At 34.6% G+C, this 26,298-nt stretch carries 25 protein-coding genes and 2 pseudogenes; 20 read left to right on the top strand and 7 right to left on the bottom strand.

Translation table 11 applies throughout. The features are described 5' to 3' along the window. Window positions 1-4: 4 nt before the first annotated feature. Window positions 5-1,791: pseudogene (gene pepF / locus ACTT1L_RS04040) on the bottom strand (oligoendopeptidase F). Between the two features lie 116 nt (window positions 1,792-1,907). Beyond that, a complete protein-coding gene (locus ACTT1L_RS04035; protein WP_000129178.1) occupies window positions 1,908-2,699 on the bottom strand; it encodes an arylamine N-acetyltransferase family protein in 792 nt (263 codons plus the stop codon). A 536-nt stretch (window positions 2,700-3,235) separates the two neighbouring features. Between ACTT1L_RS04035 and ACTT1L_RS04030 the strand changes: the two genes are divergently transcribed. From ACTT1L_RS04030 to ACTT1L_RS04015, 4 genes are all read left to right on the top strand, one after another. Then, complete coding sequence (locus ACTT1L_RS04030; protein ID WP_001095176.1) at window positions 3,236-5,137, top strand: endonuclease MutS2; 1,902 nt, start codon at window positions 3,236-3,238, stop codon at window positions 5,135-5,137. Window positions 5,138-5,143: 6 nt separating this feature from the next. Further along, on the top strand, window positions 5,144-5,668 hold the full coding sequence (locus tag ACTT1L_RS04025; RefSeq protein ID WP_000256495.1) for a GNAT family N-acetyltransferase: 525 nt from the start codon (window positions 5,144-5,146) through the stop codon (window positions 5,666-5,668). Window positions 5,669-5,830: 162 nt separating this feature from the next. After that, a complete protein-coding gene (locus ACTT1L_RS04020) occupies window positions 5,831-6,535 on the top strand; it encodes a histidine phosphatase family protein (protein WP_076875729.1) in 705 nt (234 codons plus the stop codon). 277 nt (window positions 6,536-6,812) lie between these two features. Next, window positions 6,813-7,595: a putative protein N(5)-glutamine methyltransferase gene (locus tag ACTT1L_RS04015; RefSeq protein WP_000369198.1), complete on the top strand. Its 783-nt coding sequence runs from the start codon at window positions 6,813-6,815 to the stop codon at window positions 7,593-7,595. 221 nt (window positions 7,596-7,816) lie between these two features. On the opposite strand, the gene ACTT1L_RS04010 is transcribed toward ACTT1L_RS04015, so the two are convergent. Next, window positions 7,817-8,782 (bottom strand): quinone oxidoreductase family protein, encoded by a 966-nt coding sequence (locus ACTT1L_RS04010; RefSeq protein WP_076875324.1) that lies wholly within the window; start codon window positions 8,780-8,782, stop codon window positions 7,817-7,819. A gap of 122 nt (window positions 8,783-8,904) precedes the next feature. On the opposite strand from ACTT1L_RS04010, the gene ACTT1L_RS04005 reads away from it, so the two are divergent. From ACTT1L_RS04005 to ACTT1L_RS03995, 3 genes and pseudogenes are all read left to right on the top strand, one after another. Next, window positions 8,905-9,798 (top strand): LysR family transcriptional regulator, encoded by an 894-nt coding sequence (locus ACTT1L_RS04005; RefSeq protein WP_074540709.1) that lies wholly within the window; start codon window positions 8,905-8,907, stop codon window positions 9,796-9,798. A 291-nt stretch (window positions 9,799-10,089) separates the two neighbouring features. Next, window positions 10,090-10,601 (top strand): annotated as a pseudogene (locus ACTT1L_RS04000) (DUF2690 domain-containing protein). A gap of 17 nt (window positions 10,602-10,618) precedes the next feature. Next, window positions 10,619-11,095 carry a DUF2690 domain-containing protein gene (locus ACTT1L_RS03995; protein WP_442821807.1) on the top strand — a complete coding sequence of 159 codons (477 nt, stop codon included), beginning with the start codon at window positions 10,619-10,621 and terminating at the stop codon, window positions 11,093-11,095. Window positions 11,096-11,192: 97 nt separating this feature from the next. On the opposite strand, the gene ACTT1L_RS03990 is transcribed toward ACTT1L_RS03995, so the two are convergent. After that, on the bottom strand, window positions 11,193-11,684 hold the full coding sequence (locus tag ACTT1L_RS03990; protein WP_071741746.1) for a DinB family protein: 492 nt from the start codon (window positions 11,682-11,684) through the stop codon (window positions 11,193-11,195). A 171-nt stretch (window positions 11,685-11,855) separates the two neighbouring features. On the opposite strand from ACTT1L_RS03990, the gene ACTT1L_RS03985 reads away from it, so the two are divergent. The 3 genes from ACTT1L_RS03985 to ACTT1L_RS03975 all read left to right on the top strand — a co-directional run bounded on the left by ACTT1L_RS03985 (window position 11,856) and on the right by ACTT1L_RS03975 (window position 14,908). After that, a complete protein-coding gene (locus tag ACTT1L_RS03985; protein ID WP_001997933.1) occupies window positions 11,856-12,332 on the top strand; it encodes a DinB family protein in 477 nt (158 codons plus the stop codon). 209 nt (window positions 12,333-12,541) lie between these two features. Then, on the top strand, window positions 12,542-13,579 hold the full coding sequence (locus ACTT1L_RS03980; RefSeq protein WP_442821806.1) for a DUF4003 domain-containing protein: 1,038 nt from the start codon (window positions 12,542-12,544) through the stop codon (window positions 13,577-13,579). Window positions 13,580-13,751: 172 nt separating this feature from the next. Then, a protein-coding gene (locus ACTT1L_RS03975) for an IS3 family transposase (protein ID WP_100648831.1) occupies window positions 13,752-14,908 on the top strand; the annotation gives its coding sequence in 2 pieces (ribosomal slippage) (window positions 13,752-14,004 and window positions 14,004-14,908; 1,158 coding nt in all). A gap of 71 nt (window positions 14,909-14,979) precedes the next feature. Here ACTT1L_RS03975 and ACTT1L_RS03970 read toward each other — a convergent pair. Continuing rightward, the gene (locus tag ACTT1L_RS03970) at window positions 14,980-15,744 is read right to left on the bottom strand and encodes a DUF817 domain-containing protein (protein ID WP_000965758.1); all 765 of its coding nucleotides are present in this window, start codon (window positions 15,742-15,744) and stop codon (window positions 14,980-14,982) included. 274 nt (window positions 15,745-16,018) lie between these two features. On the opposite strand from ACTT1L_RS03970, the gene ACTT1L_RS03965 reads away from it, so the two are divergent. The 5 genes from ACTT1L_RS03965 (at window position 16,019) to ACTT1L_RS03945 (ending at window position 20,096) form a co-directional block, all read left to right on the top strand. Further along, entirely contained in the window at window positions 16,019-17,053 is a 1,035-nt protein-coding gene (locus ACTT1L_RS03965; RefSeq protein ID WP_071741744.1) for a FecCD family ABC transporter permease, read from the top strand. Beyond that, the gene (locus tag ACTT1L_RS03960; protein ID WP_071715717.1) at window positions 17,054-18,070 is read left to right on the top strand and encodes a FecCD family ABC transporter permease; all 1,017 of its coding nucleotides are present in this window, start codon (window positions 17,054-17,056) and stop codon (window positions 18,068-18,070) included. Window positions 18,071-18,091: 21 nt separating this feature from the next. Continuing rightward, entirely contained in the window at window positions 18,092-19,000 is a 909-nt protein-coding gene (locus ACTT1L_RS03955; protein ID WP_071741743.1) for an iron-hydroxamate ABC transporter substrate-binding protein, read from the top strand. A gap of 217 nt (window positions 19,001-19,217) precedes the next feature. After that, window positions 19,218-19,769 carry a GNAT family N-acetyltransferase gene (locus tag ACTT1L_RS03950; RefSeq protein WP_061130371.1) on the top strand — a complete coding sequence of 184 codons (552 nt, stop codon included), beginning with the start codon at window positions 19,218-19,220 and terminating at the stop codon, window positions 19,767-19,769. Window positions 19,770-19,868: 99 nt separating this feature from the next. Further along, window positions 19,869-20,096 carry a hypothetical protein gene (locus ACTT1L_RS03945; RefSeq protein WP_001047302.1) on the top strand — a complete coding sequence of 76 codons (228 nt, stop codon included), beginning with the start codon at window positions 19,869-19,871 and terminating at the stop codon, window positions 20,094-20,096. Between the two features lie 151 nt (window positions 20,097-20,247). Here the strand turns inward: ACTT1L_RS03945 and ACTT1L_RS03940 are convergent, their stop codons facing one another. After that, window positions 20,248-21,573, bottom strand: coding sequence for an ArsB/NhaD family transporter (locus tag ACTT1L_RS03940; RefSeq protein WP_071741742.1), 1,326 nt, complete (start codon window positions 21,571-21,573; stop codon window positions 20,248-20,250). 251 nt (window positions 21,574-21,824) lie between these two features. Here ACTT1L_RS03940 and ACTT1L_RS03935 point away from each other — a divergent pair, with 251 nt between their 5' ends. The 5 genes from ACTT1L_RS03935 to ACTT1L_RS03915 all read left to right on the top strand — a co-directional run bounded on the left by ACTT1L_RS03935 (window position 21,825) and on the right by ACTT1L_RS03915 (window position 25,491). Continuing rightward, window positions 21,825-22,175, top strand: coding sequence for a YojF family protein (locus ACTT1L_RS03935; RefSeq protein WP_000407039.1), 351 nt, complete (start codon window positions 21,825-21,827; stop codon window positions 22,173-22,175). A gap of 15 nt (window positions 22,176-22,190) precedes the next feature. Continuing rightward, window positions 22,191-22,853, top strand: coding sequence for a bacillithiol biosynthesis deacetylase BshB2 (gene bshB2, locus ACTT1L_RS03930; protein ID WP_442821805.1), 663 nt, complete (start codon window positions 22,191-22,193; stop codon window positions 22,851-22,853). 383 nt (window positions 22,854-23,236) lie between these two features. Beyond that, window positions 23,237-23,617 carry a hypothetical protein gene (locus ACTT1L_RS03925; protein ID WP_061130368.1) on the top strand — a complete coding sequence of 127 codons (381 nt, stop codon included), beginning with the start codon at window positions 23,237-23,239 and terminating at the stop codon, window positions 23,615-23,617. 1,048 nt (window positions 23,618-24,665) lie between these two features. Beyond that, window positions 24,666-24,944, top strand: a complete 279-nt coding sequence (locus tag ACTT1L_RS03920) for a hypothetical protein (protein ID WP_061130367.1) — start codon at window positions 24,666-24,668, stop codon at window positions 24,942-24,944. A 322-nt stretch (window positions 24,945-25,266) separates the two neighbouring features. Beyond that, a complete protein-coding gene (locus ACTT1L_RS03915; RefSeq protein WP_000390469.1) occupies window positions 25,267-25,491 on the top strand; it encodes a hemolysin XhlA family protein in 225 nt (74 codons plus the stop codon). A 43-nt stretch (window positions 25,492-25,534) separates the two neighbouring features. Here ACTT1L_RS03915 and ACTT1L_RS03910 read toward each other — a convergent pair whose 3' ends face one another. Continuing rightward, window positions 25,535-26,101, bottom strand: a complete 567-nt coding sequence (locus ACTT1L_RS03910) for a DUF5823 family protein (protein ID WP_061130366.1) — start codon at window positions 26,099-26,101, stop codon at window positions 25,535-25,537. Window positions 26,102-26,298: the final 197 nt, after the last annotated feature.

Raw genomic sequence — 26,298 nt, 5'->3', positions numbered from 1 at the left:
TTTTTTATAAAGTTGAAAACTCTTCAACAAGTTCACTAAAACGATTTAATGCACTTTCAATCGGTTCTGGCGTAGTTAAATCAACGCCAGCTTTTTCAGTAGATTTAATGGATAATCTGAACTTCCACCTTTAAGGAATTCGAGATAGTTTTTCTGTGCATTTGGATCGCCGCTTAATAATTTATCAGCAATTTGGATTGCAGAAGCGAATCCAGTTGCATATTTGTACACGTAAAATGGACGATAGAAATGCGGTATTCTAGCCCATCCGTATTTTACTTCTTCGTCAAATACGAGGGAGTCGCCATTATATTCTCTAAACAAGTTTTCGTAAACCTCGCTAAAGGTTTGGGCATTTAATGATTTACCTTGCTGCGCCATTTCATGTGTGATTTTTTCAAACTCAGCGAACATGATTTGTGTAAAGAAAGTGCCTTTAAATTTCTCGATGAAGTGATTTACTAAATGGTTACGTACATTAGCATCTTTTGCTTCTTTTAATAAATGATGAATTAATAGCACTTCATTTACTGTAGAAGCGACTTCTGCGACGAAAATAGTATAGTGTGCAGAAATTCTTGGTTGATATCCGTGTGAGTAGTGCGTATGCATGCCATGCCCACATTCGTGAGTAAGGGTGAAAAGGCTATTTAAATCATCGTGATGATTTAAAAGAATGAATGGATGAACGCCGTATACACCAAAGTTATAAGCACCGGAACGTTTTCCTGGCGTTTCTCTTACGTCAATATAACGTTTATCTTTAAAGCTTTTTAATGTTTCAATATATTCTTCACCTAAAGGAGCTAGTGATTCAATCATGATGTCAAACGCGTTATCGTATGGAATATCTTGTTTTACACCTTTTACTAAGTCGACACTTAAGTCATATTGTCTTAGTTCATCGACATTTAATTTCTCTTTTCGAAGTTCATTATATGTATGTAAAGATTGAATGTTTTTTTTCGTCGTTTCAATTAAATTTTCATATACTTCTTTCGGAACCATGTCGCCAAATAATGATTTCTCTAACGCTGATGGATATTTTCTTAGCTTAGAAACAGTAACATTATTTTTAATAGCTGCAGATAAAGTAGAAGCGATAGAATTCTTTAATTGAACGTATGGTTTGTAATAAGCTTTATAGGCTTCTTTACGTTTTTCGCGGTTCTCATCTTCTATTAACTTTGCATACATTCCTCGTGTTAAAGTAACTTTTTCTCCATCATTAGTAGTCACTTCACCAAATAGTATATCTGCATTATTTAGCATGCCATATGTATGTTGCGGAGAGGAGAGTGCTTCGCCCATTTGTGATAAAATCTCTTCTTGGTCCTTATTCAATACGTGTTTTTTATAACGGTATAATTCAAATAAATCTTCTTTATAATATTGTAAGCCTTCAGCTTCTTCTATGTAAGTGTGTAATGTGTTTTCATCTACGCTAAGTAAGAATGGAGAAAAGAAAGATTTAGCTGCACTTACTTTCACTTGTAATTGTGATACTTTATCGACAAGAGATTGAGCGTCAGTATCGCGTGTATCAAGATCAGATTGTAATCGTGCATAAGCGAATAGTAAAGATATGATGCTAGAAATTTCTTCACTCTTTGTTAAATAGGCTAATAAACTATTGCCATCGTGAATATTTCCATTAAACTCGTGTAGTTCTTTCGTTAATACTTCAATTTTATGAAAATCACTTTCCCAATCTTCAATGGTATCATAAATATCCGTTAAATCCCATTTTTCTTTCTCATCTACTTGTAGTCGATCTTTAAGTTCTGTCATAATCATTTCCTTTCTAAATATGTAGTTATATTTCTATATAACTATGAAATACAACAAATTGCAAAAAATCCCTGCTGAAAATTAAAAAGCCTTGCTAAAAGGCAAGGCTTGAAAAATTATAATGTAATTCCGAATTTTGAATGTAAAAGGTTTTTATATTGCCCATCTGTAACTTTTTCTTTCGTTTTTTTACCGTTTTTCGCTATTGTGAGACTATCCTTCGTTAAAGAGGCATGCCCATCTTCAGTTAGTTTTACAATAAGAGGTACTTTGTTAAATGGTGAGCACTCATGTTCAACGATAATTTTTTGTGCTGCATTTGCTTTTTCTTCATCCACTTCTTCTATATAAAATGCATAGCCTAACGTCCAATCATCAGTAGAAGATTGATCCAAAAACTCATTGTTTTTACGCATCTCTAACATGTAGTTTCCTTTTTCGGTCATTTCTTTACGAATACGATAATCTCCTGTAACGGAGTGAATGACTTCACCTGAGAAAGGAACAGGTGCAAGTGGTAAGTATGATCCGAATCCAACTTCAATTAAATAAAGCTCATTATGATGTGTTAAAACGGTTGCGATATGGCCAGAATCAACAGCCCATATAGAATTTGCAGCGTTATACACTGTTCCTGAAACGAGATGAACATCGAATCCAGCGTCTTTAAGGAAGTGATACATAGTAGGATTGAGTTCATAACAAAGACCACCACGATTGTTTACTAAAATTTTTTCTTTTAGATTTTCTTTTGATATTTCCTTAAAATTCTTTTCGAGAACATTTAAGTTTTCAAATGGGACAGTTTGTGCCATCGCGTACATAATGTTAGGTAAATCTTCAAATGAAACTTTGTCTTTTTCTTCTATATGTAATCGTGCGAAAAATTGTTTTTGAAAGTCTGTCATAGAAACCCCTCCGTTAAACGATTTATATATATTGTATCTAATATCGCAAGAGGAAACATCTGCATATGTGCGTACGACTAAAGTATGACACCTTTACTTCTTGCTATACATATAGTATGATGATTTCAGTAAATTAGATTTCAATGACCATAATATAAAATAATGAGAGGTGCTTTTTGTGAGTGCGGTAGGTACTAAATAGGAAAAATTGAATGAAATAAATCGGATAAGAACAGGGGATTTTTATGTATACCATACCCCTAATTTTGTCATGGATTTATTTCGATACCTATGAAGATACCTACAATACTTTATAAAGCGTGTAATAAGGGGATTGCCATCCGTTTTTTATGGTTTATTTCCTCATATGTTATTACTCATGCCTTGTAAATGTAAAAGCTGCGGTATCCCCGCAGCTTTTTTGTGTATATTTTTAATGTTTAAAAAGGGTAATTGAATAATGTAGAACTCATTGGAATCTAATGAGTAGGTATCTTCATTTATGATAGAAATCAATCATAGTGAGGAGAAACAAAATGAATACAATGACTTTTGAAAAGTTACAATATAACGAATTAAAGGATATAGTGAAATCTTATTGTGTAAGTGGATTAGGAAAAGAATTAATAAATAAATTAGAGCCGAGTGCAAGTATAAAAGTAGTAAGGAATCGATTGAATGAAACAACCGAAGCACGAGCTATATTAGATGCAGAAGGGCATGTTCCTTTCTTCGGTATTTCAAATATCGCAAGTACAATTCAAAAATTAGAAAAAGGGATGATTTTAGATCCAGAAGAATTAGTCAGTGTTTCAGACTTTTTACGCGGATGTAGAAAGATTAAAAAATTTATGTTAGATAAAGAATTTTTTGCACCAGTATTAGCTTCTTATGCAAATTCAATGACTGAATATAAAAGTATTGAAGAAGAAATTAACTTTTCAATTAAAGGAAATAGTATTGATTCTGCCGCTAGTAAAGAGTTAAAACGAATTCGAAATAACATGGATTCGGTAGATGGGAAAATAAAAGAACGTTTAACGAAGTTTTTAAATAGCAGTGCAAATAAGAAGTATATTCAGGAGTTCTTTATTAGTAAAAAAGATGATCGTTATACGATTCCGATTAAATCTTCTTATAAAAATCAAGTTGCCGGAAGTATTGTTGAAGCGTCGGCTAAAGGTTCTACTGTATTTATAGAACCGCATACGGTTACAAAGTTAAATGCGGAACTGGCAAGTTTGAAAGCAGAAGAAGCGATGGAAGAATATCAAATTTTAGCGACTTTATCAGGAATGGTAGTAGAAAATATATATCATATAAAAATTAATATGGAATTAATTAGTCAGTATGATATGGTGTTTGCGAAAGCGAAGTTTAGTAAATCGATTGATGGAATAGAGCCGAAGTTAAATGATCATGGCTACGTTCATTTAGTAAATTGTAAGCATCCGCTTTTAAGTGGAAAAGTAGTACCATTAAACTTTGAAATCGGTCAAAACTATCGTAGTTTAATTATTACAGGGCCGAATGCGGGCGGGAAGACAATTGTGTTAAAGACGATTGGATTGTTAACATTAGCGACAATGTCAGGTTTGCATATTGCCGGAGATAAAGAAACAGAAATTGCTATTTTCGAAAATGTATTTGTAGATATTGGTGATAATCAAAGTATCGAAAATGCACTAAGTACATTTTCATCACATATGAAAAATTTATCTGAGATTATGAGGATGTCAAATAATAATACGTTGCTATTATTTGATGAAATAGGAAGCGGGACTGAACCGAATGAAGGAGCAGCACTTGCAATTTCTATTTTAGAGGAGTTTTATCTTGCAGGATGTATTACAGTTGCGAGTACGCATTACGGTGAAATTAAACGCTTCTCAGAAATGCACGATGATTTCATGAATGCAGCCATGCAATTTAATAGTGAGACGCTAGAACCGCTTTATAAATTAGTGATCGGTAAATCAGGTGAAAGTAATGCACTTTGGATTGCAAATAAAATGAACGTAAGAGAACGTGTACTGAAAAGAGCGAAAGAGTACATGGAAAATAAAGAATATACTTTAGAAAAAGTGAATGAAAGTAAAATTAGAAAGCCGAAATTCCTGCAAGAAAAAAGAGAAAATCATTACGAGTATAAAATTGGCGACCGTGTAAATTTATTGGATCATGATGATTTTGGTATCATCTATAAGGAAAAAGATAACTTCTATAATGTCGTTGTATATTATAACGGTGAATTCATTGAAGTGAATGTAAAACGTATTACTTTAGAGGTATCAGCAAAAGAGTTATATCCAGAGGGATACGATTTAAATACGCTATTTGTCGATTATAAAGAAAGAAAAATGCAACATGATATTGAGCGGGGATCGAAAAAAGCACTTCGTAAAATTCAAAAAGAAATGAGAAAGAATAGAGGGTAATCCAGAGTGGTAACGATTAGACAAGAACGACAAACCGATTATAGAAAAACGGAAGAAGTTGTACAACAAGCATTTTTAAATGAAGAATTTAGTGATAAAAAGGAACATGAACTTGTAAAACGTATTAGAGAGTGTGACGCATTTATTCCAGAGTTATCAATCGTTGCAGTAGATGAAGAAATAGTCGGTCATATTATGTTATCTAAAATTACGATAGAACAAGATGGAGCTTCTGTAGATTCATTAGCGCTTGCACCAGTATCAGTTGCTACGGGATATCAGAAAAAAGGAATTGGTGGAAAGCTTATAGTAGCTGCGTTAGAAAAAGCGAAAGAACTTGGATACGGATCAGTTGTAGTATTAGGACATCCAGAGTACTATCCGAAATTTGGTTTTAAGAAAGCCAGTGAGTGGAATATAAAAGCACCGTTTGAAGTGCCTGAAGAAGTGTTTATGGTAATGGAATTAACAGAGAATGCTCTTGAAAGTGTAGAAGGAGTTGTACAATATTCGAGTGCATTTGCTGAGTAGGAATATCGGTTAAGAAATATAATCATAAAAGACGCTATCTTTTTGTATGGATATACAGAAAGGTAGCGTTTTTTATTAAGCGAAGCTACTTACATATATTTTGCTCAATGAATAATTGAGGTGTTAAAATTGAGATAGAAATGTAAAGGGAGAGAAAAAAGAATGAAGAATCGAGAAACAGATAGCAACGTAGTTACGTTATATGTTACAAGACATGGTAAAACAATATTAAATACGAACCATCGCGCGCAAGGTTGGGCAGACTCTCCGTTAGTAGAAAAAGGTGTGGAAGTTGCCTCTAATTTAGGAACGGGATTAAAAGATATTCATTTTACAAGTGCGTATAGTAGTGATAGCGGCCGCGCGATTGAAACTGCTAATTTAGTATTAAAATATAGTGAGCAATCAAAATTGAAACTTGAGCAAAGGAAAAATTTAAGAGAATTAAATTTCGGTATTTTTGAGGGTGAAAAGCTTGAAAATATGTGGGATGTGGTTGGAAAAGCTGCGGGCGTTGCATCACCAGAAGAACTCATGAAGTTTTCTATTCAAGAAGTTATTGATCTTATTAGAGCAGCAGATCCTACGAAACAGGCGGAAGATTGGGAATTATTTTCTACTCGTATAAAAGCAGAGATAGATAATATTAGTGAAGAAGTAGCTAAAGATGGCGGCGGTAACGTTTTAGTTGTTGTTCATGGGCTGTTGATTACTACCTTAATAGAAATGCTAGACAGTAGTAAAACGAAGCTTGGAGTGGAAAATGCTAGTGTGACGAAGATTTTATATCAAGATGGAACATATACAGTCGAGTCAGTTGGAGATATGAGCTATGTTGCAAAAGGGAAAGAAAGTGTGGAAATATAATCCTATCTCAAATAGATATAAGAAAAGGGAGTTAGTAAAATCTAGCTTCCTTTTTATTTTTTAGTGCATCATTTGAAATATTGTATCTTTATATTATGATTTTGTTTTTAATGTGTAGAATGTTTCTTTGTTCAACAATTGGGTCATTTAATTGAATAAGGGCGTATTTTTTTGAATAGGACCACTTTGTTAAAAAGGATACATCCAATTTTTAGCGAATACAGGGTTATAAATAAGAAAAGTGGTGAGGTAAATAGGAAAAGAATGTAATTCCTTTTTGGACAATAAAACAGAAAAATGTATAATTAACAGGCTTCAGAGCGCGGGGTGTGTTTTCGCAGAAGAAGAGACCAGGTTACTTATTTCAGTAGCCCAAACTCCAGAGGACCTCAAGAGAATGGTGGAAATGCGAGCCGATGGTTTACCACTTGAATATGTTGTTGGATACGCAAAATTTTGTGGGATGCGGATAGAAGTGGAGCGGGGTGTTTTTGTGCCTCGTCAACGAACCGAATTTCTTGTTCACCAAGCCGAAGCGCTGTCATGTTTTGGTGATATTGTCGTTGATCTCTGTTGTGGTTCAGGTGCTGTCGGTGCAGCTCTAGCGGCAGCTTTAGGAAGAGTTGAATTATATTGTGTTGATATTGACCCTATTGCGGTACGATGTGCAAGCCGCAATGTAACGAGTTTCGGTGGCCATGTTTTTGAAGGTGATTTGTATAAATCGTTGCCTCATTCACTTAAAGGCAACGTGAATACCATACTTGCAAACGCACCTTATGTTCCTACTGATGCAATAAAACTGCTCCCACAGGAAGCTCGCCTATATGAACCAAAGGTGGCGCTTGATGGGGGAGAGGATGGACTTGACATTCAGCGAAGAGTAGCGAAAGAAGCATTTCTCTGGCTAGCACCTGGAGGTCATCTTTTAATAGAGACGAGCGAAATGCAGGTAGATCAGACCTTTGAAATCTTTGCTGGTGCTGGGCTTACCACGAAAGTGGCTCGAGATGAGGAATTAGATGCTACTGTTGTTATAGGTTCGAAAGCTAGTTTTTAATTTAAATGGGTATGTATAGCCTTATTCATAAATAAAATGATAATTTCCTAGCGATATACAAATAAAAAACATATGCTTTTAATTGAGAAAAGAGATCGAAAATTATCCGAGTGATTTGAAGAAGAAAGGACATAACACATTAGTTATGTCCTTCCATTTATCAACTTTTTTCACTATAGGTTTTCATAAAACTTAACCTAGATTCCTTTTCATTTTGTGAATTATGGAATCAATAAAATCTTCCCTGTACTTTTTCTGCTCTCTAATAATTCATGGGCATGGGCGCCGTCTTGTAAAGAGAATGTAGTAGCACTCGCAATGTTTAATTTTCCACTAGCGATCCAATCAAATAATTGAGTAGAGCGTTTTTTTCGTTCTTCAAAGGTAGTAAGCACGTTCCAAAGGTCCCCGCCAGTTAAAGTTTTTGAAGTATCCATAAGCATGCGCGGATCAACGGGAGCAGGATTGCCGCCGGCCATTCCGTAAAATACAACAGTACCACCAACTTTAGTAGCGTTAAAACTTTCCTCAAGTGTAGATCCTACTGATTCATATACAACATTTACCCCGGTACCATTTGTTATTTCAAGTACTTTCGTAGCCCATGATTCCGTATATAAAAATACGTGATCGGCACCAGCTAATGTGGCTACTTTTCCTTTTTCGTTTGATGAAGTTAGGCCGATTACTTTTCCGCCTAGCAGTTTAATCATTTGAATAAGAAGTTGCCCAACACCGCCAGCTGCAGCGTGCACTAAAGCTATATCACCTTGTTTTATTTCATAGCTATCTTTCGTTAAATAATGTGCTGTTAAGCCTTGTAATAAGACAGAAGCGGCTGTTTCAAAAGAAATTGAATCTGGAAGCGGGATTGCTTTTTCTGATGGAACGGCAACTAATTCTGCATTTGCAAATGGAACATCAGCAAATGCAATACGGTCTCCAGGATTGATATTTGTAACGTTAGCTCCTACCTCTTCAACAATACCAGCCCCTTCATAACCTAATATATAAGGTGGATTGCCAGCAAGATGATAATCACCGCGGCGTCTGTAAATATCAGCGAAGTTTAATCCAATTGCTTTTGTACGGAGAAGAATTTCATTTGGATTTATGATTGGATCATGTATTTCTTTATATTGTAGTACATCTGGACTTCCAAACTGTTCGAAACAAAGTGCTTTCATATGGAATACCTCCATTATATTGTTTGTCGATGCTCTTTATCATACAATACAAATATCAATAGACAAAGAGGATTATTTCGATGAAATCAATCGGGAATTCCGATTGAAAAGAGGGATGATAAATGGAGATAAAACAATTAATTACCTTTAAAATCGCCGCGGACACTTTGAACTTTACCCAAACTGCGAAGAAATTAAACTTTGCTCAATCAAGCGTAACGGCGCAAATTAAAACGTTAGAAACTGAGCTAGGTACGCCGTTATTTGAAAGATTAGGGAAACGTCTTTTCTTAACCGAAGCAGGAAGAAAGTTTCAACTATACGCGGACAAGATAATCGCACTTAGTAACGAAGCGAAGACGGCTGTGAAAGATGATGAAGAAATAGCTGGTACGTTAACGATTGGTGCGCAAGAAAGCCAATGTACATATAGACTTCCTTCTATATTAAAGAGATTTAAAGCACAATTTCCTCAAATAAAACTTATATTTAAACCCGCACATTCCAATAAAGATGCGAAGGAACAATTGATGGAAGGAAAAGTCGATCTTGCATTTATTTTGGATGAATGTAAAACAGAAGATGCTTTACATGTTGAGCCGCTTATGAAAGAAGAATTAAAAGTAGTAGCTGCTCCAGGGCATCATTTACTCCAGCAAACTTCTGTTTCGATAAAAGATTTAGAGACGGAAACACTTTTATTAACAGAACTAGGGTGCTCATATCGGACTTTATTTGAAGAGTTATTTCGCATCCAAGATGTGTATCCAGCAAATAAGATTGAGTTTGTTAGTGTAGAGGCAATAAAACAATGTGTTATTGCAGATTTAGGTATAGCCGTTTTACCGGCGATAGTAGTAGAAAAAGATATACGAGAGGGGACGATAAAAGAGTTACATCTAGAAAATACTATCAATCCAATTTTCACACAAATTGCTTGGCATAAAGATAAATGGATGACAGTGTCACTGCAGCAATTTATTGATGTGACGAGGGAGTTTTTTACAACGGATTAAGTGGAGAAATATTTATTTTCTATAAAAGAAGAAATGGTAATTTTGTATTGAGAATCGATGCTTGCATGAAACGAGTATCGGTTCTTTATGTTTTAAATAAAGGATGTTTTCAAATGTGTATTTCTCAACTTTTTTTCTTACAAGGGTAAGTAAATTTCTTCGTATATTCCAATAATCGTAAGGGAATTTACAACTTTTATTCGTTTCTGTAAGATGCCTCTAGGCAGCATGAAAGGAGGGGCGTACATAGGGGATAGATATACGTACTTATTTTGAGGGAGGAGATTTACAATGTTTAAAAAGTTAATGAAAATATGTGTGTTAAGTGTAGCGAGTGTAGGGGTATTATTTAGTTTTCAAGGAAGTACATTTGCAGCTACCGATCTGAGTAGTTATTATGACGGAAAAATCCAGCAACAACGAAAGTATACGGGGGAAGTACAACGTGTGATGCAGATGGATTTAATGCAAAGTCTACAGCGGTATACGAAGGTAGTAAAAAAGTAGGGACAGTGTATTTACGTTACAGTAATAAATGTCATGCAGCTTGGGCTAAGTTTGTTTTAGATCAACCAGCACCAGCTGTTTCAGGAGGAGTGTATGCGTACGCTGTTGTGAATAAATACAAAAATGGTGTGTTTCAAAAATCAGTCACTTCCAATCAAGGAAATGGCACAATTAAAACTGGTCAAACGAGTACTTATACAGGAATGGTATTTGATTTAACTGCTGATTTCGGATACACAGCAGATGCTGAAGCAGTTACGTTTAATAACGGTTACGGGAAAACAGCACGTTATTAATAAAGGAGTGAAATTATATGAAGCTATTAAAAAAGGTGAGTGCATGTTTATTGTTATCTTTACTCGTTGTAACTAGTATGTTTAGTACGACTAATAGCGATAAAGCATACGCAGAAGACCACTCATATGATGGGAAAAGTCCTTATTATAATAGCTGTGATCAATCAGCAGTAACGAAAGAGAAGAAGTGGATTGATTCAAATTCTTATGTGGAATTAAAATTTAGCACGACGTGTAAAACAGCATGGGCAAAAGTTACTGTAACTCGCCTGGCAGTTTATAATAACGAAGCTGATGCAAGAATTGTTAGAAAAACAGATGGAAAGGCATATACTTGCGGAAGTGCTGGAGGAAATGGTGTTGTAAATAAAGGGCAAACATCATGCTATACACCAATGGTATATGATTTAGATCCAAAAAAGGCACAAGCACAAGGGAAACATGCTATACCAAATAGTGATGCTTATAATTATGCCGAGACTATTTGGTATTGATGAGGATATGGAGATTGTAAGGTAGAATATTTTAAGAGCATGTTTTGATTGGTTTTCAAAACATGCTCGATTTGTATTCATCCTAAGCTTTTTGATATCAACTAATCAGGTCTGTATCAGGAGGAACATATCCAAGGTGTCTAGCCATAGATACAATTTGTCCTTTATGGTGAAACTCATGCGTCTCCGTATGAGTTAAAAGCCATAGCGGCGTTGTACTCCAAGGTTCTTTTTGCCATTTTACTTCATTTGCTATATTGTCGAGCCAGCGGTCATTGTATTCATCTAAAAAGCGTTGTACGGTCGCATCTACTAACTTAAATCTAGTACGAACTTTTTCCACATCTGCATGCTCAATTTCGTAATCGCTAGCAAATGAAAAGTCTGCTCGCTTTTGTTTAAATGCGAATGATCCAAGCCAGTATCGGTAGCAATCGGCTACATGAATATGTGTCTTTATAATGCTACCGCTCCCGAAATTCGGAATTGTGCTATGTAATTTTTCTAGTGGAATTTCTTCCAAAAACGAAAATAGAGTTTCTCTTGTAGAGCTAATAAGGTTATATTGTTGTTTTAAAATGTGTAACATGCAAGTACACTCCTCCTTTATTTACATAGTAAGTAATTCTATATTTACGAGGAGTGAACCTTTTTATTATTTTTAATAAGCATATTAGATGTATTTCTTATTTGTTTCTGATAGATTAAACAAGGTAAAACTTTAATAAGTTGAACATTCTTAGTTCATAATAAATGGTACATGAAGAAGGGGAACGATAAAATGAATAGACTAGTTGGCTTAAAACAATTTGAAATAACGCGCGGTGCGTTACTTACATTTATGGAGACGCTAGATGATAAAACTGCAGATACGCAGCCAAAGGGTTTTAACAATACAATTCGCTGGCATATCGGTCATGTGTTAACGGCAGCAGAAGTTTTCATGTTTGGAAAAGAATTCAAACAATTACCAACGGAATATCCAGGTATGTTTGGATATGGATCAAGACCATCTAAATGGACAACAGCAGGACCATCGTTAGAAGTGTTAACGGTTCAATTAAAAGAACAAGCAAAACGTATTAAAGAAATTCCAGCAGAAGCATTTGAAAATAAACTGCCAGAGCCATTCCTAGGATTGGAAACAGTAGGGGAACTTTACGGTATGATGCTTTATCATGAAGCTGATCATATTGGGCAAATGAAGGCGATGGAACGTATTATTAAAGCTCTTTAGTCTTAATTGCATATAACGAGCAATACAGGTGTAATGTTAAATAATATATACAAAAAAGGTAGATAAATTATTATCTACCTTTTTTGTATAACTTCTTGAAGGATTAGGGATTATCATCGTGATGCTGATGAATAAGGGCGGAAAAACAATATATAAGGATAAAAAAATATTATTTTTATGATGGATTATTAATTATAGTATTCCTAAATATGGAATATGCGTATAATAATAGAGAGGAACTAGAAATAGGGGTGAATACTATGATTACATTAGAACAAAAGCTAGAGCAATATATACATACATATTCACAGTTAAAGGGAGAACTAAAATGGAAAACGAGTGATTCTCGAATAGGAATGATGATTGCTGCTATGTATGCAAGTAGTGATAAATTGCTTGATCTCGGACGTTTTTTAGAAATTAGTAGTTATATTAAGAATGAGGTAGGGATGTTTTCATATTTAAAGTCTTATCATCGCTTTGTAGTGGCCGCAACATTAGATATTCACTTTACAGATTATAAGAAAGCTTTTCGAGAGTTTTTAGACTTATATGAACAATTGGTCGCTGGTGGCTTTAGCCGCAGTATATTTACTTATCTTGCAGCAGCTGTGCTTTTAACAGAAGATAATGAGCATCATGGCACGCACATTCAGCGTTCGATGCAAGTATATAAACGTATGAAAGAGGATCATCTTTTCCTAACAGGTACAAATGATTATCCGCTCTCCGTTTTATTAGCAGGACAATCAGAGCATGTAGAAACACTTATGGACCGAGTGGAGCGTCTTTATCAGAAACTAGCAAAAGCTGGCTTGCGCAAAGGGAATGACCTCCAATTTCTAAGCCATATTCTTTCACTAAAGAAGGATGTCAGGGAAGAAATATTAGTTGCAACATGCACAAACATATGGAATTTGTTAAAGCAAGAAAAGGTAAAAGTGAAACAAATGCATTACCCAGCAATCGGGCTATTAGCGTTACTTGAGGATGGAGAAAAAGAGATTCATTCTATTAAAGCGTTGATTGAAAAATTGCAGGGAGAGAAATTATCCCGTTGGCATACAGATACGAATATTCTTATTGCTATTCAACTGTTCGTAAGTCAGAAAGGTGAGGAAAGTAAAGCTACCAACACAGGTTTACAAACTATGATAGAAGTCCTTATCCAAGCACAACAAGCAGCTATGATGGCAACGATTGCCGCTTCATCTGTAGCAACCTCCTCTGCTAGTAGTAGTTCATAATGTGTAACTGTTTATGCTGTTGTAAATTATAACTCCTTTGATAAGGATGGTTTAAAAAATATTACTAAAAAAAGCCCATCAAATGTGAAGTGAACCCGAATAGTGGCACATGAAAAAAACACCTCCTGAATTCGCATACTAAGTATGCAAATTCAATGGAGGTGTTTTTGGTTTGAAAACAAGAGTTCATTACCCAGAAGAAATAAAGTGGAAAGTGATTGAAATGAAAAAGGATGGATATTCCAATCGGACAATTATGGAGAAGCTTGGAATTAAAAATGTTTCTCAAATTAAGACATGGATGAAATGGTATCGTACCGGTCAAACGTACCGTTTTCAACAACCTGTAGGAAAACAATATTCTTATGGAAAAGGGCCAAAAGAGTTAAATGAATTGGAACAGTTACGCTTAGAAAATAAACATCTAAAAACAAAATTACTTGTATGGGGAAAGTATCTAGAAATCGAAAGGGGCTGAAACCAGAAACTGTAGTTACTTTATGGAACGATTTAAAAACAAAGCTAACGGTAAAAGAATTGTGTAACGTATTAGAATTACCCCGGTCCACATTTTATCGTTGGTTACAACGAACGGAAGATCTAAAAGAGGATATAGAAGAGAAAGTAAAGGATATTTGTCTTAGGCATAGATTCCGGTATGGATATCGAAGAGTGACCGCTACTCTTCGAAAAATGGGACTGTGTGTCAATCATAAAAAAGTATTACGAATCATGAGACAAAATCATATTCTTTCAAAAGTACGTCGAAAGAAAAAGAAATATATCAATGGTGCGGAACCAATGGTAGCCCCTCATCGATTGGAGCGCCAATTCGATGCATCCAGACCAAATGAAAAGTGGTTTACGGATGTAACTTATTTATTATTTGGAGAGCGTACCTTGTATTTATCAACGATTATGGATGCCTTTAATCGTGAAATTATTAGTTGTGTCATCAGCGAGTCGCAAACACTGACATTGGCGATGAAGACATTAAAACAAGCAATGAGAGGGCGAAAAGTAAAAGGTGTCCTTCTTCACTCGGATCAAGGAAGTATTTATACAGCAAAAGAATTTCAAGCGTACGCCAAAGAAAACGGCATTATCACCAGCATGTCCCGGAAAGGAAATTGCCATGATAATGCCGTCATGGAAAGCTTCTTTGGTCATTTGAAAAGTGAAGCTTTCTATTCACAAAAGATAACAAAAGTATCCAACACAACTGTGCGAAAGATTGTGTTAGAATACATTCATTACTACAATTGTGTGCGAATTCAAGAAAAATTAAACCACCTATCCCCTAAAGAATTTAGGGAACAAGTGGTTTAGGTGTTTTGATTAGTGTCCCGTTTTCAGGGTTCACTTCAAATGAGTGATGGGCTTTTTTTATATAATCAGTATTATCTTTTCAACTGCTTCAAATGTTTGAGTTGTGTAACAATCATAATGCTAATAACAACGAGTAAAAACCATGAGCTGATTTTACTTAAGTGAACGAGATTCCAAGCTTCCCGTTGGTTTGGATATTGCCATGCACCGAAAAATGTTGCGATGTTTTCTGCAATCCAAATAAAGAATCCGATAAGAAAAAAGGAGAGAACGAGCGGCATTTTATATGTAACGCCTCGTAATGAAAATTCCACAAATGTTCGAAAGAAAACGATGAATAGAAGTAACGTTAAGAACCATCTAAAATCGTATAGAAAATGATGTGTGAAAAAATTGAAGTAAATCATTGCTCCTAGAGGTATTACAAAAATAGCTTTCGGCCAATGATACATTTGTAAATGTAGTCTTCTCCACGCTTGGCATATGTAACTTGCAACACTTGCATACATAAAGCCGCTGTAAAGTGGAACTCCAAAAACCTTTGAATATGCCTCTTCCGGATAACTCCATGAACCGAAATGAACTTTATATATTTCTAGTAAAAGGCCGATGAGGTGGAAGACAGTAATTACTTTTAATTCGTCTTTCGTCTCAAGGCCAGTCTTGTACATAACCCACTGCATAAGAAGGCATACGATGAGTATGAAATCGTAGCGGTATAACCCTGGGATCGAAACGATTTTTGAAAGGGCCAGTGTTAAGAAAATAACGACTGGGAATAAGCAGGATAATGCTTGTTCATAGGTAAAATAGAGTAGTTGTTTTATATATAACATTGCATCACCTTAGATATTTTTATTTGAAAACTCAAAATAATGATTAAGTATACTACACTTTTAAAAATAAGCTAGTAGTCTATTTTGCGTGTATTTGTAAGTTTTGGAAGGGAATTGTAATAAGTATTTTAATATTTAGCGAAGTGAAAAATAGTTTGCTATTTAAAAAAAGTGGGGATATAATATCTAAATGAAAATGATAATTATTATCAATATTAATTATAAATAAAAAATAATTATAAAAAACAACTGAATATAAAGGATGAAATGAAACATGTTACATAAGTCTACTATACGTGCTGGCAATAACCGCTGGATACAGATTAAGTTTATATGTTTTATGAGCTTAACAATTGTATGTTTAATTGGATCTATATTTTTGGCTGTCGCATTTGGTGCAAAGGATATTCATTTGCAAACAGTGTGGACAGCGGTTTTTGATTATAATCCGAAATTAACACAGCACCAAATTATTTATGAATTAAGACTCCCAAGGGTAATTGGTGCAGCAGTTGTAGGAGCGGCTTTTGCAGTGGCTGGAGCTGTTATGCAAGGAGTAACACGAAACCCTTTAGCGGATGCAGGTGTGCTTGGCATAAATGCAGGTGCGATGTTTGTAGTAGCACTTAGTTTTGCCTTTTTCCCGCATATGCCGTATTCCTATTTAATGATTGTCTCCTTTATTGGAGCGATCTTAAGTACAGTGCTTATTTTTATTATCGGATCAGCAACATCAGGCGGATTAACACCGATGAGATTAACGATCGCTGGGGCAGTTATGGCTGCGCTTTTACATTCGTTAAGTTCAGGTGTCGCGATTTATTATGACTTAAGTCAAGATTTAGCTTTTTGGTACGCTGGTGGTGTTGCAGGGGTTAAGTGGGAACACTTGAAATTTTTGGTTCCTATTATTCTCATAACCATTGTTTTTGCGACAATTTTAGGGCGGTCTATTTCACTCATATCAATGGGTGATGATGTCGCTACGAATTTAGGAGTAAAAACGAACCGAACGAGAATACTAGGGATGATTATAGTAGTCATTCTTGCAGGTGTATCTGTTTCAGCTGTTGGCTCTATTGGATTTGTAGGACTAGTTATCCCGCATATTGCTAGAAAATTAGTTGGTGTGAATTATCGACTCATTATTCCTATGTCAGCATTTTTAGGAGCCATGTTATTAGTTGTAGCTGACTTAGGGGCAAGAACAGTAAATCCTCCTAAAGAACTTGCAATAGGAATTATGGTGGCTCTTGTTGGAGTTCCGTTCTTCCTCTATATAGCACGTAAAGTTGGGAGGGAGTTGTAAGTGAAGAAGATTTTAAACACAGATAAAACGAGAGCCGTTACTGTAACTACAATATTCGGTTGTATTGGTATCGCTGTCATTTTGCTTAGCTTAAATACGGGGACACTTAGCATTGCACCGCTCAAAGTAATTCAAACGCTTTTCGGTCATGGTGATTTTGAGAGTGCAACCGTGCTATACGATTATCGTATGCCAAGAATTATAATCACAATGTTAGCTGGTATTGGCCTTGGGATTTCCGGTGCGATTTTGCAAGGGTTATCAAGGAATGCGTTGGCCGATCCTGGTATTCTTGGACTGCATTCAGGTGCATCTTTCGGGCTAATTATATTCGTTACTTTCTTTCATTCTATTAATGAGAATGCATCGATTTTAATACCGTTATTTACATTTGGTGGAGGAGTATTAGCTGCATTTCTTATTATTTTACTTGCGAGTGATCGTTCGAAAGGTTTACTTCCCATTAGACTTATTCTCGTTGGTATTGCTGTTTCAGCTGGCTTTAGTGCAATTTCGTTATTTTTCTCTCTCAAGTTAAATGATGAGACGTATACATTCGCTTCTAGATGGCTAGTTGGTAACGTGTGGGGAAGGGATTGGATTCATGTCCTAGCATTATTACCTTGGATTTTCATACTTACCCCGTATGCATGGTTAAAATCTAAAACGTTAAATGCATTGTCACTAGGTGATAGTGTGGCAGCGGGACTTGGTGTTTCTGTTCAAAAAGAACGGTTACTACTTTTAGCTACAGCGGTTGGATTATCTTGCGGGAGTGTATCGATGGCAGGAGGGATTGGTTTTATCGGTTTAGTTGCTCCGCATATCGCCAGAAAGTTAGTAGGTACTACCTATCAACATTTCCTGCCACTGGCTGGTATTATCGGAATGATTATTTTAGTACTAGCAGATACGATAGGTCGTTCTATATTTGAGCCAAATTCTATTCCAGCTGGTGTAGTAGTGGCCGCATTAGGAGCACCGTATTTTCTTTATTTACTTACAAAAACAAAATAAATACTTCAAAGAGGAGAACATATGAAAAAGAAACTTACTATTTTATTTAGCATCATGTGTATTTTAGTATTAGCAGCATGTGGTCAAACGAAATCTAATGAAGAGACAACGAAAAAAACGGAAAAAAGTAATGACCCAAAAATTGCTTCAATGTCTATTCATTTAACGAATAATTTACTTGCATTAGGAATTACACCAGTAGGTTCTGTAATTGGTGGAGATTTAAAAGATTTCTTACCACACGCAAAAGAACAACTGAAAGATACGAAGAAACTGGGTGTTGTAACTGATCCGAATATGGAAGCATTACTTCAATTAAAGCCTACTGACATTTATGTGGATGAAAAATACGCGGGTAAAGATGTAGCGAAATACGAAAAAATTGCAAAAACGCATACTTTCAATTTAGATGAAGGTACGTGGAGAGACCATTTAAAACAAGTTGGTAAACTTGTAAACCGTGAGAAAGAAGCGGATCAATATATTCAAGATTACGAAGAGCAATCAAAACGAGTAAAAGGTTTAATAGATAAAGAGCTAGGTAATAACGAAAAAGTAATGGCAATTCGCGTTACTGCCAAAGAATTACGTGTATTTAGTACGAAAAGACCGATGGGACCAATTTTATTCCAAGACTTAGGATTACAACCTGCAAATGGTGTAGAGAAAATCGATGGAAACCGTCCTTTCGAAGTCATTTCACAAGAAGTATTACCTGACTTTGATGCAGATGCTATTTTCGTTGTTGTAAACAGAGACGATAAAGCAAAAGCTGCATTTAAACAACTTCAAGAAACACCAATCTGGAAAGACTTAAAAGCAGTTAAAGGCAAGCACGTATACATTATCAATGACCAACCATGGCTTGACTATTCTGCTTTAGGAAACAAAATGGCAATGGATGAAGCGGAGAAAATGTTTACGAAATAATATAGTTTTGCTATTAGGGAAGGCCCTCTAAATTTGGAGGGCTTTTTATTATTGTTAGAATAAACGAAAAATTATACAATGAAGTTAATTTCGTGTAGAGGAGATGTGCCAATGTCAGCGCTTATTGTAAGTATCCCGTTTATAAAGCAGTTTATGGAACAAGGGGATAAATAGGCTAAAATAAGTATCCCCGTTATTAAAAAAGGGGGAGTTTGAAATGATGATGAATCTTTTTCAAAATAAAACGATTAAATTATCAGCTATTAGAGAAGCTGATACTGCAGTAATGGCAATGTGGCAAGAAGATAGTGAGTATTTAAGAAATGTCGATACAGATGTAGCGTTTCCGCAATCGTTACAAGAAATAGCAAGTGATGGGCTATTAAAGGGACGGAGATCGAATAGTGTATCTTTGATGTTGAGGACAGTTCAAGATGATCGTTTAATTGGTTTTGTTGCAATTCATGGCATAGAGTGGAATAACAGAACAGGGTTATTAGCAATTGGTATAGGAGCTGCAAATGATAGAGGTAAGGGATATGGAAGAGAAGCAATCCATCTTATTTTAAAGTATGCTTTTTATGAATTGAATTTACACCGTGTCGGTCTGGATGTTATTTCTTATAACAAAGCTGCTATTGAGTTGTATAAAAAGATGGGTTTTCAAATGGAAGGCTGTATGAGAGAAGCAGTGCAAAGAGATGGGAAGTGTTTTGATCGCATGATTATGGGGATATTGCGGGATGAATGGATAGAGCTACAAGGTTAGAAAGTATATTCGAAATTATATATGTAGTATGCAGGAGATATAATGAGAATTGGCGAAAATTTACAGTGTATGGATTGAATTTATAAGGAGTCATGCAAAATGAATTTAGAAAAAGCAAAACCAGTAAATGAAGAGGTCGCTGAATTAAAAGAGTTAATTAAAGAATTGCACGGAAGTGTACATCAATTGCAAAGCGAAGTGCAGCAACTAAGGCACGAAAGACCGGTTGTTGAAGTGAGGAAAGGTGTCCAATTATCGCCAGCAATCGTTGGACAAATTGGTGGTATGATTTTAGGTGGTTTAGCAATTATCGGTATATTTTGGTGAACGAAAAAAGGTATGCAGTTTAGCGCTGCATACCTTTTTTCGTTGTCGTTATTTGTCGGTAAGTCGATATTCTCTGTCGAATCGTCGATATACTTAGAAAATCGTTGATATATTTTAAAAATCGTCGATATAATTTCATGCAATCCAACTTTTACATTAAATAACGTAAATATATATAAGCATGTGATAATAGTAATGCAATGATTGTTAACGGCAAACCAATTTTTAAGAAGTCCATATAAGAGAAAGCATGTCCTTCACGTTTAGCAATACCAGCAACGACTACGTTTGCTGATGCTCCGATTAACGTTCCGTTTCCTCCTAAGCAAGCTCCAAGTGATAATGCCCACCATAGTACTTCGATTTGCGGAGAATCAACAGATAGTCCGAGTCCTGTAGCTAAGTCTTGAATAAGTGGTATCATCGTTGCGACAAATGGGATATTGTCAATTGTCGCAGATGCGATACCTGATACCCATAAAATAAGTATCGCAGCGAAACCGATATCGCCATTTGTGACGCCGATTACTTCTTTTGCGAGTGAAGAAATAAGTCCGATATCAATTAAACCACCAACGAGAACGAATAGTCCGGCGAAGAAGAAAATAGTTACCCATTCAACGTGGGTAAATACATCTTCAATATCATGTTCTTTCACACCGATTAACATAAGAAGTGTAGCGCCTGTCATCGCGATAACTGCAGCATCTACATGAATAATCGAATGAAGTACAAATCCTAAAATAGTTAGTCCTAAAATCGAAATGGATTTTAAAAGGAGGCTTTGATCTTTAATATAATCTTTTTCATTTAATGCCATTAGTTTTTCGATTTGTTCAGGTGTTGTTTTTAGTTTGTTACGGTACATGAAGTAAATAATGCCAAGTGTCACAATAGAAATAATAATTACGATTGGAGCTAAGTTAAGTAAAAAGGCGTTAAAGTCTAAATGCTTGTTTGCTGATCCAATCATAATATTAGGTGGATCACCGATTAATGTTGCTGTTCCACCTATATTTGAAAATAGTACTTCTGAAAGTAAATAAGGAATAGGATTAACTTTTAAAATACGTGTAATGGATAATGTAACAGGAACGATTAATAAAACGGTCGTTACGTTGTCCAAAAATGCTGATCCGACAGCGGTTAATAGGGATAGCAGTAATAAAATACGGATTGGTTTTCCGCCAGCTGCCTTCGCTGCTTTAATGGCCACAAATTCAAAGACGCCTGATTGACTCGTAATATGTACGAGAATCATCATCCCAATTAAAAGGGTGATTGTTTCCCATTGAATATGTGATGTGAAAGCGGTATGTAAATCTACAATTCCAAAAATAATCATAATAGCAGCACCGAATAGTGCAATTACAGCACGATTCAATTTCTCAGAAATAATAAATCCGTACGTGACTAAAAATACGGCAATTGCAAAATAATATTGCCAATTTGCTACTTCATGTGCTGATTGTTCCAATCATGTCACCTTCTTTAAAGTATGTATTCAATTGTAAACATGCATCCTTCTGCATAATTTATATTGTAGCAAATTCAAAAAAGAAAGAAAACTATTTAACAAAGTGAAGGAAAAAATGTGTTTTTTACATATGATATAAAAAAATAAAGAAACACAGTGCAAATTATTAGGAAAAGTGAGAGTTGTCCTCTAATATAGAGATAGCAATTTACATTATTTTTGCGTAAAATGGTTTAAAGAGGTGAATTCCGATGGAAATAGTAAAAGATAGTTCTCTTATTCAAAATGAAATTGAACGTTTTGTAAATAAAGATGTATATATTCATTTAGAAACGACGAATGGAGCGTACGCGTCACACTTTAATGAAAAGATGATGACAGTTGGAGCATTCATTCGAAATGCAATTATTCGCTTTGAGCGCGGGAAAATAACTGGAACAAACCCATACCGAGTTGGTCTAAAGATGGATCATGGCTGGGTATATGCAGAAGGTATTACGCACTGGGAAGTAGACGATAAAGAGCGTTTATTACTAGCAGGGCACGATAATCAAGGCCGCTTAGCAGTTGCACTTGAGTTAAGCTTAACGCCATTTAAGTAAGAAGGAGGGAAACTTATGGAGAGACATGTACTTGTTGTATTTCCGCATCCAGATGATGAAGCATTTGCGGCGGGAGGAACAATTCGCTTATTAACAAATCAAGGAGTACCTGTAACGTATGCGTGCGGTACGCTAGGACAAATGGGACGTAACATGGGTAAGAACGTATTTGCTAACCGTGAAACGATTCCGAATATCCGTGAAAAAGAATTAAAAGATGCATGTGAAGCGATGGGAATCAAAGATTTAAGAATGCTTGGTTTCCATGATAAAACGTTAGAATTTGAAGATATTGATTTCGTTGCAGACAAAATTGAAGCGATTATTCAAGAAGTAAATCCATCTCGAATTATTACATTTTATCCAGAGCACGGCGTACATCCAGATCATGATGCATTTGGCCGCGCTGTCGTTCGCGCCGTATCACGTATGTCAAAAGAAGAACGTCCAGTTATTCATGCGGTTGCGATTACGAAAAATCGCGAAGCTGTACTAGGTGAGCCGGATGTTGTAAATAATATTAGTGAAGTATTCGAACATAAATTAGCTGCATTAGGTGCGCACCGTTCGCAAACAGAAGCGATGCTAGAAGAAACACACGTGAAAATCAAAAATAAAGATGCAGCAACATTAAAATGGCTGCAACTTGAACAATTTTGGACTTATAAATGGGAGTAGGCTAGAAGGGTATCTTCTAGTAGCTCTTACATAGAAAAAGCACCGTCACTTGTGACGGTGCTTTTTTGTGCTATTAACAACATTAGCATCATCCCTTGTTCAAGATAGGAGAGCTTTAGCTACTTCCTTATTAGAATGAGGATGTTATAAGAAAGTTATTTGCTTTTATCGTTGTTCGAGATTAAAAAAGTGAATAAATATTGGTATATAATATTTTTTTGTTGAAAAAACAATTAATAATTATTATATATCAAATTGAAAGTTAGTAAGAGAGGTGCTTTGTATGAAATATAAAATGAATGTTATGTACTAAAAAGAAATCGATGGAAATTGGGAATGTTATATATTTTAATAGCAAAAAAAGAAAAGGGAGTTAGAGCACGATTCATAAAACAGTAAAGAAAGTTATCTTAATTGCAGGTGGTTTGTATATTACATATTTAGTAGGTGTAGTCATATTAGCGGAATCTATACCATATCCTACATCATCTCAACAACTTAACGAAGCTGAGAAAGTAGTTGAATGCTATGTAGGTGAAAGTAATGGAGTGAAAATGATAAATACATCTAGCAACTTCACGGCTGAGATGTTCGATCGTATAATTCATATTGAAGGAAATTCAAAAGAGAATTCGGAACAAGTACTTCGAATGGATTTAGATCAAGTTTCTAATGAAAGTGAAAAGATAACCGGAAAATCGATAAATAAAATTTGTAAATCAAATAATGGAGGAAAGAAATTTACGTGTGCTGATGCTGAATAGCTAAAGAGAGGGATGTGTAGCGTTGCGTTGATAACTACTATTCAAGTTAAATAGGAAAAAGCCTCGCAGGGGGCGAGGCTTTAAACAGGGTATTAAAATTTATAGATTCATTAAGAATAGCTTCTTTTGAATAAACTAATTTTAGCATGATAACTCATATATATGTGTTACGAATTTATGAACAAAAAATCAATGATAAGAATATAGAAAAGATAATAATTTATTTAGAATCTATGTCATTACATAAAGTTCAAGTGGAGAAGAGAGTATACTTTTTGTATGGTGTAATAAAGATATAGCCCGCCTACAGAAATAGGCAGGCTATTTTTTATAAAGAAAAGACAACTTAAGGCTAGAGCCCTTGTTAAGAAATAGGGTGAAAACAAGATTTTTTAACGAGAGATAAGGTCGTTCAACAGATAAAGATATCGTATTTGAAACACGTGATTATTCGTGGGTTAAGTTATATTTTTGATAAAAAATCTTTAAAAAGCATTACAATTCCTAGAAGAGATAAGACTTCAATCGAAAACCAAAATACACTTTTTTGAGGTTTTTTAAATTCCATTATTATGGAGAAAAATAAAAAGATAGCAATGAGAAAAAAAATTAAGAGACGAAGTATATCAAACATCAATAGCACTCCTAATAGTTAATTTGTTTCACTATATAGTTATTTCCAATATTACAGAACTTAAGAAGCGACTAATTAATATTAAAGCAAAAAGTTCTCAGAATCCATGAATTAAAAATGAAAAAATTTGAGCCACTGGAAACAGGGGGATTATATATTAATTAGTTTAGCGATTGAAAGAGTAATTTTTTAATCTTGTAAATGTCTGGTTAGTTCAACTAAACAATTAGTGGGGGATAGATACCCCTCTTAATGATTAGAATTTCATTTTATTTGTTTTCTTTTTTATATAAAGTCTTAGAACTGGAATTTAGTAATGGTTTATAAGAAACATATATTTTGAATTGTTTAATAGAATAATATATATTTATATAGATTTAATGATTTTAATTTGTTAAAAATGGGGAAATCGATATGAAGGTTAAATTTGCTGTAATAAAAGATGAAAACTTTGACTGTAGTTTATTAAAAACAAAATTACTGAAAACTTTTAAAGAAGTAGATTGTGAAGCAGATATTGTAAAGGTTGAGGATGGAATTTTTGAAAACAATGGTATACAAACGCATTTATTAGAAATAACCATTCATGTTACTGGAAAAAATATTGGGTATAGGTCTGTTTCCGCCAGTATATTTATTGTTCTAGAGAGTTTATCAATGGAACTATTTCGTATTACTATTAGTATACATTAAGCAGCTAACAAAGTAGACTCTTCATAAAATCATACTGACTATATTGAGTTAGTAAACATGAAAATGGTGATGAAAACAATAGAAATTATCTTAGGTGCTCTCATATGCTGGAGAGCACCTTGTTTGCTGTTACATAAACAAGGGATTCCTTTTCTATATTTAATTTATCCTAACGCTAATTTAAATATAGAAGAATGGAAACATAATTAGATTGTACAAATAATTTGGTGCGCACATATACGGAATGTATTCACCGGTAAGAGGGTTGTCTCATAATATATATATAGATTTTTCTATTAAGATGAACAGAGGGTGTGAATATATGGAAGATGTTTACGCTAAAATTGACAGTCTCAAGGCGGAGCAAAAAGAAATGATGAGAGACATTCGAAATTTAGAAACGCGTACCACTATTAATGAGAAAGACATAGCAACAATCAATAAGCAATTAGAAAAAATAAGTACAAATACGACTTGGATTTTGCGAATTATTATTAGTGCGATAATAATGTCAGTTTTAGGATTGATATTAAAAGGAATGATTTAAAAGAAAGAGGGGAGCTCCCTCTTTCTTTTAAATAAATAAGAAACTATAAATTTTCCGTTTCCTTTTCATCTGCATACTTATCCTCTAAGGAAATTAATAGAGGGATTGATATAGTTACAAGAATGATTAAAGTGGTGATAAAAGATTTAGAAAGAGAAAAAGAACCTTCAATTAAAGGTAATAAAAACTTGAACGAAAGTATACTTGTTAGTAAGGAAATTACTAACAAGCTAAAAAGTAATATATTTTTATTCTTTATAGATGCCTCTATAAAGTCTTTAATACAGGCTATTACGACAAATATAGTTAATATGATCAGAGAAATAAAATAATGTGTTACATTTGTCATACTAATAGTAGGATCGTCTATGATATAAGCAAGTAACTTAGATACTAACATGCCTCCAAACAATAAAATAATAAAAGCGAGTAATCCTTCCGATATATAAGTGCTGAAATTATCTTTCTTGTTAAAAAGCTTATAGTTCAGAGTAGATTGGGTTATTTGAATTAGGAATAGGCTAATAATCCATACATAATATACAATTGGTAATTCTCCTGAGAATAGAGAGATTAGGAAGTTTAATAGTGTCCTTAAAATTTCAATCATTACGAAAGTCCTCCTGTTTGTAAGCTTGGCGAAATTAGAAATATGCTAGTCTATCGTTTAATAATTAGATCTAATTATTCAAACTATTTCTAATTATTCCATAAAAAGGTTGTTGATTCAAGGTATCTCTTTAATAAATCTGCCAAGGCCGAGTACTAGAAAAAGAAACACAATATGTAATATAATTGAAAAAGTAT

The sequence above is a fragment of the Bacillus sp. FH genome (genome assembly GCF_052216825.1).
Taxonomy (GTDB): domain Bacteria; phylum Bacillota; class Bacilli; order Bacillales; family Bacillaceae_G; genus Bacillus_A; species Bacillus_A paranthracis.
The sequence above is the reverse complement of the archived record's forward strand: the minus strand, read 5'-3'. Positions and strand labels throughout refer to the sequence as shown.

Coding starts and splice junctions, on each gene's coding strand:
- ACTT1L_RS04035 (WP_000129178.1), bottom strand. CDS start 2,699: ATGACAGACTTTCAAAAACAATTTTTCGCACGATTACATATAGAAGAA.
- ACTT1L_RS04030 (WP_001095176.1), top strand. CDS start 3,236: ATGAATACAATGACTTTTGAAAAGTTACAATATAACGAATTAAAGGAT.
- ACTT1L_RS04020 (WP_076875729.1), top strand. CDS start 5,831: ATGAAGAATCGAGAAACAGATAGCAACGTAGTTACGTTATATGTTACA.
- ACTT1L_RS04010 (WP_076875324.1), bottom strand. CDS start 8,782: ATGAAAGCACTTTGTTTCGAACAGTTTGGAAGTCCAGATGTACTACAA.
- ACTT1L_RS04005 (WP_074540709.1), top strand. CDS start 8,905: ATGGAGATAAAACAATTAATTACCTTTAAAATCGCCGCGGACACTTTG.
- ACTT1L_RS03995 (WP_442821807.1), top strand. CDS start 10,619: ATGAAGCTATTAAAAAAGGTGAGTGCATGTTTATTGTTATCTTTACTC.
- ACTT1L_RS03990 (WP_071741746.1), bottom strand. CDS start 11,684: ATGTTACACATTTTAAAACAACAATATAACCTTATTAGCTCTACAAGA.
- ACTT1L_RS03985 (WP_001997933.1), top strand. CDS start 11,856: ATGAAGAAGGGGAACGATAAAATGAATAGACTAGTTGGCTTAAAACAA.
- ACTT1L_RS03980 (WP_442821806.1), top strand. CDS start 12,542: ATGGAATATGCGTATAATAATAGAGAGGAACTAGAAATAGGGGTGAAT.
- ACTT1L_RS03970 (WP_000965758.1), bottom strand. CDS start 15,744: ATGTTATATATAAAACAACTACTCTATTTTACCTATGAACAAGCATTA.
- ACTT1L_RS03965 (WP_071741744.1), top strand. CDS start 16,019: ATGTTACATAAGTCTACTATACGTGCTGGCAATAACCGCTGGATACAG.
- ACTT1L_RS03955 (WP_071741743.1), top strand. CDS start 18,092: ATGAAAAAGAAACTTACTATTTTATTTAGCATCATGTGTATTTTAGTA.
- ACTT1L_RS03950 (WP_061130371.1), top strand. CDS start 19,218: ATGATGATGAATCTTTTTCAAAATAAAACGATTAAATTATCAGCTATT.
- ACTT1L_RS03945 (WP_001047302.1), top strand. CDS start 19,869: ATGAATTTAGAAAAAGCAAAACCAGTAAATGAAGAGGTCGCTGAATTA.
- ACTT1L_RS03935 (WP_000407039.1), top strand. CDS start 21,825: ATGGAAATAGTAAAAGATAGTTCTCTTATTCAAAATGAAATTGAACGT.
- bshB2 (WP_442821805.1), top strand. CDS start 22,191: ATGGAGAGACATGTACTTGTTGTATTTCCGCATCCAGATGATGAAGCA.
- ACTT1L_RS03920 (WP_061130367.1), top strand. CDS start 24,666: ATGAAGGTTAAATTTGCTGTAATAAAAGATGAAAACTTTGACTGTAGT.
- ACTT1L_RS03915 (WP_000390469.1), top strand. CDS start 25,267: ATGGAAGATGTTTACGCTAAAATTGACAGTCTCAAGGCGGAGCAAAAA.
- ACTT1L_RS03910 (WP_061130366.1), bottom strand. CDS start 26,101: ATGATTGAAATTTTAAGGACACTATTAAACTTCCTAATCTCTCTATTC.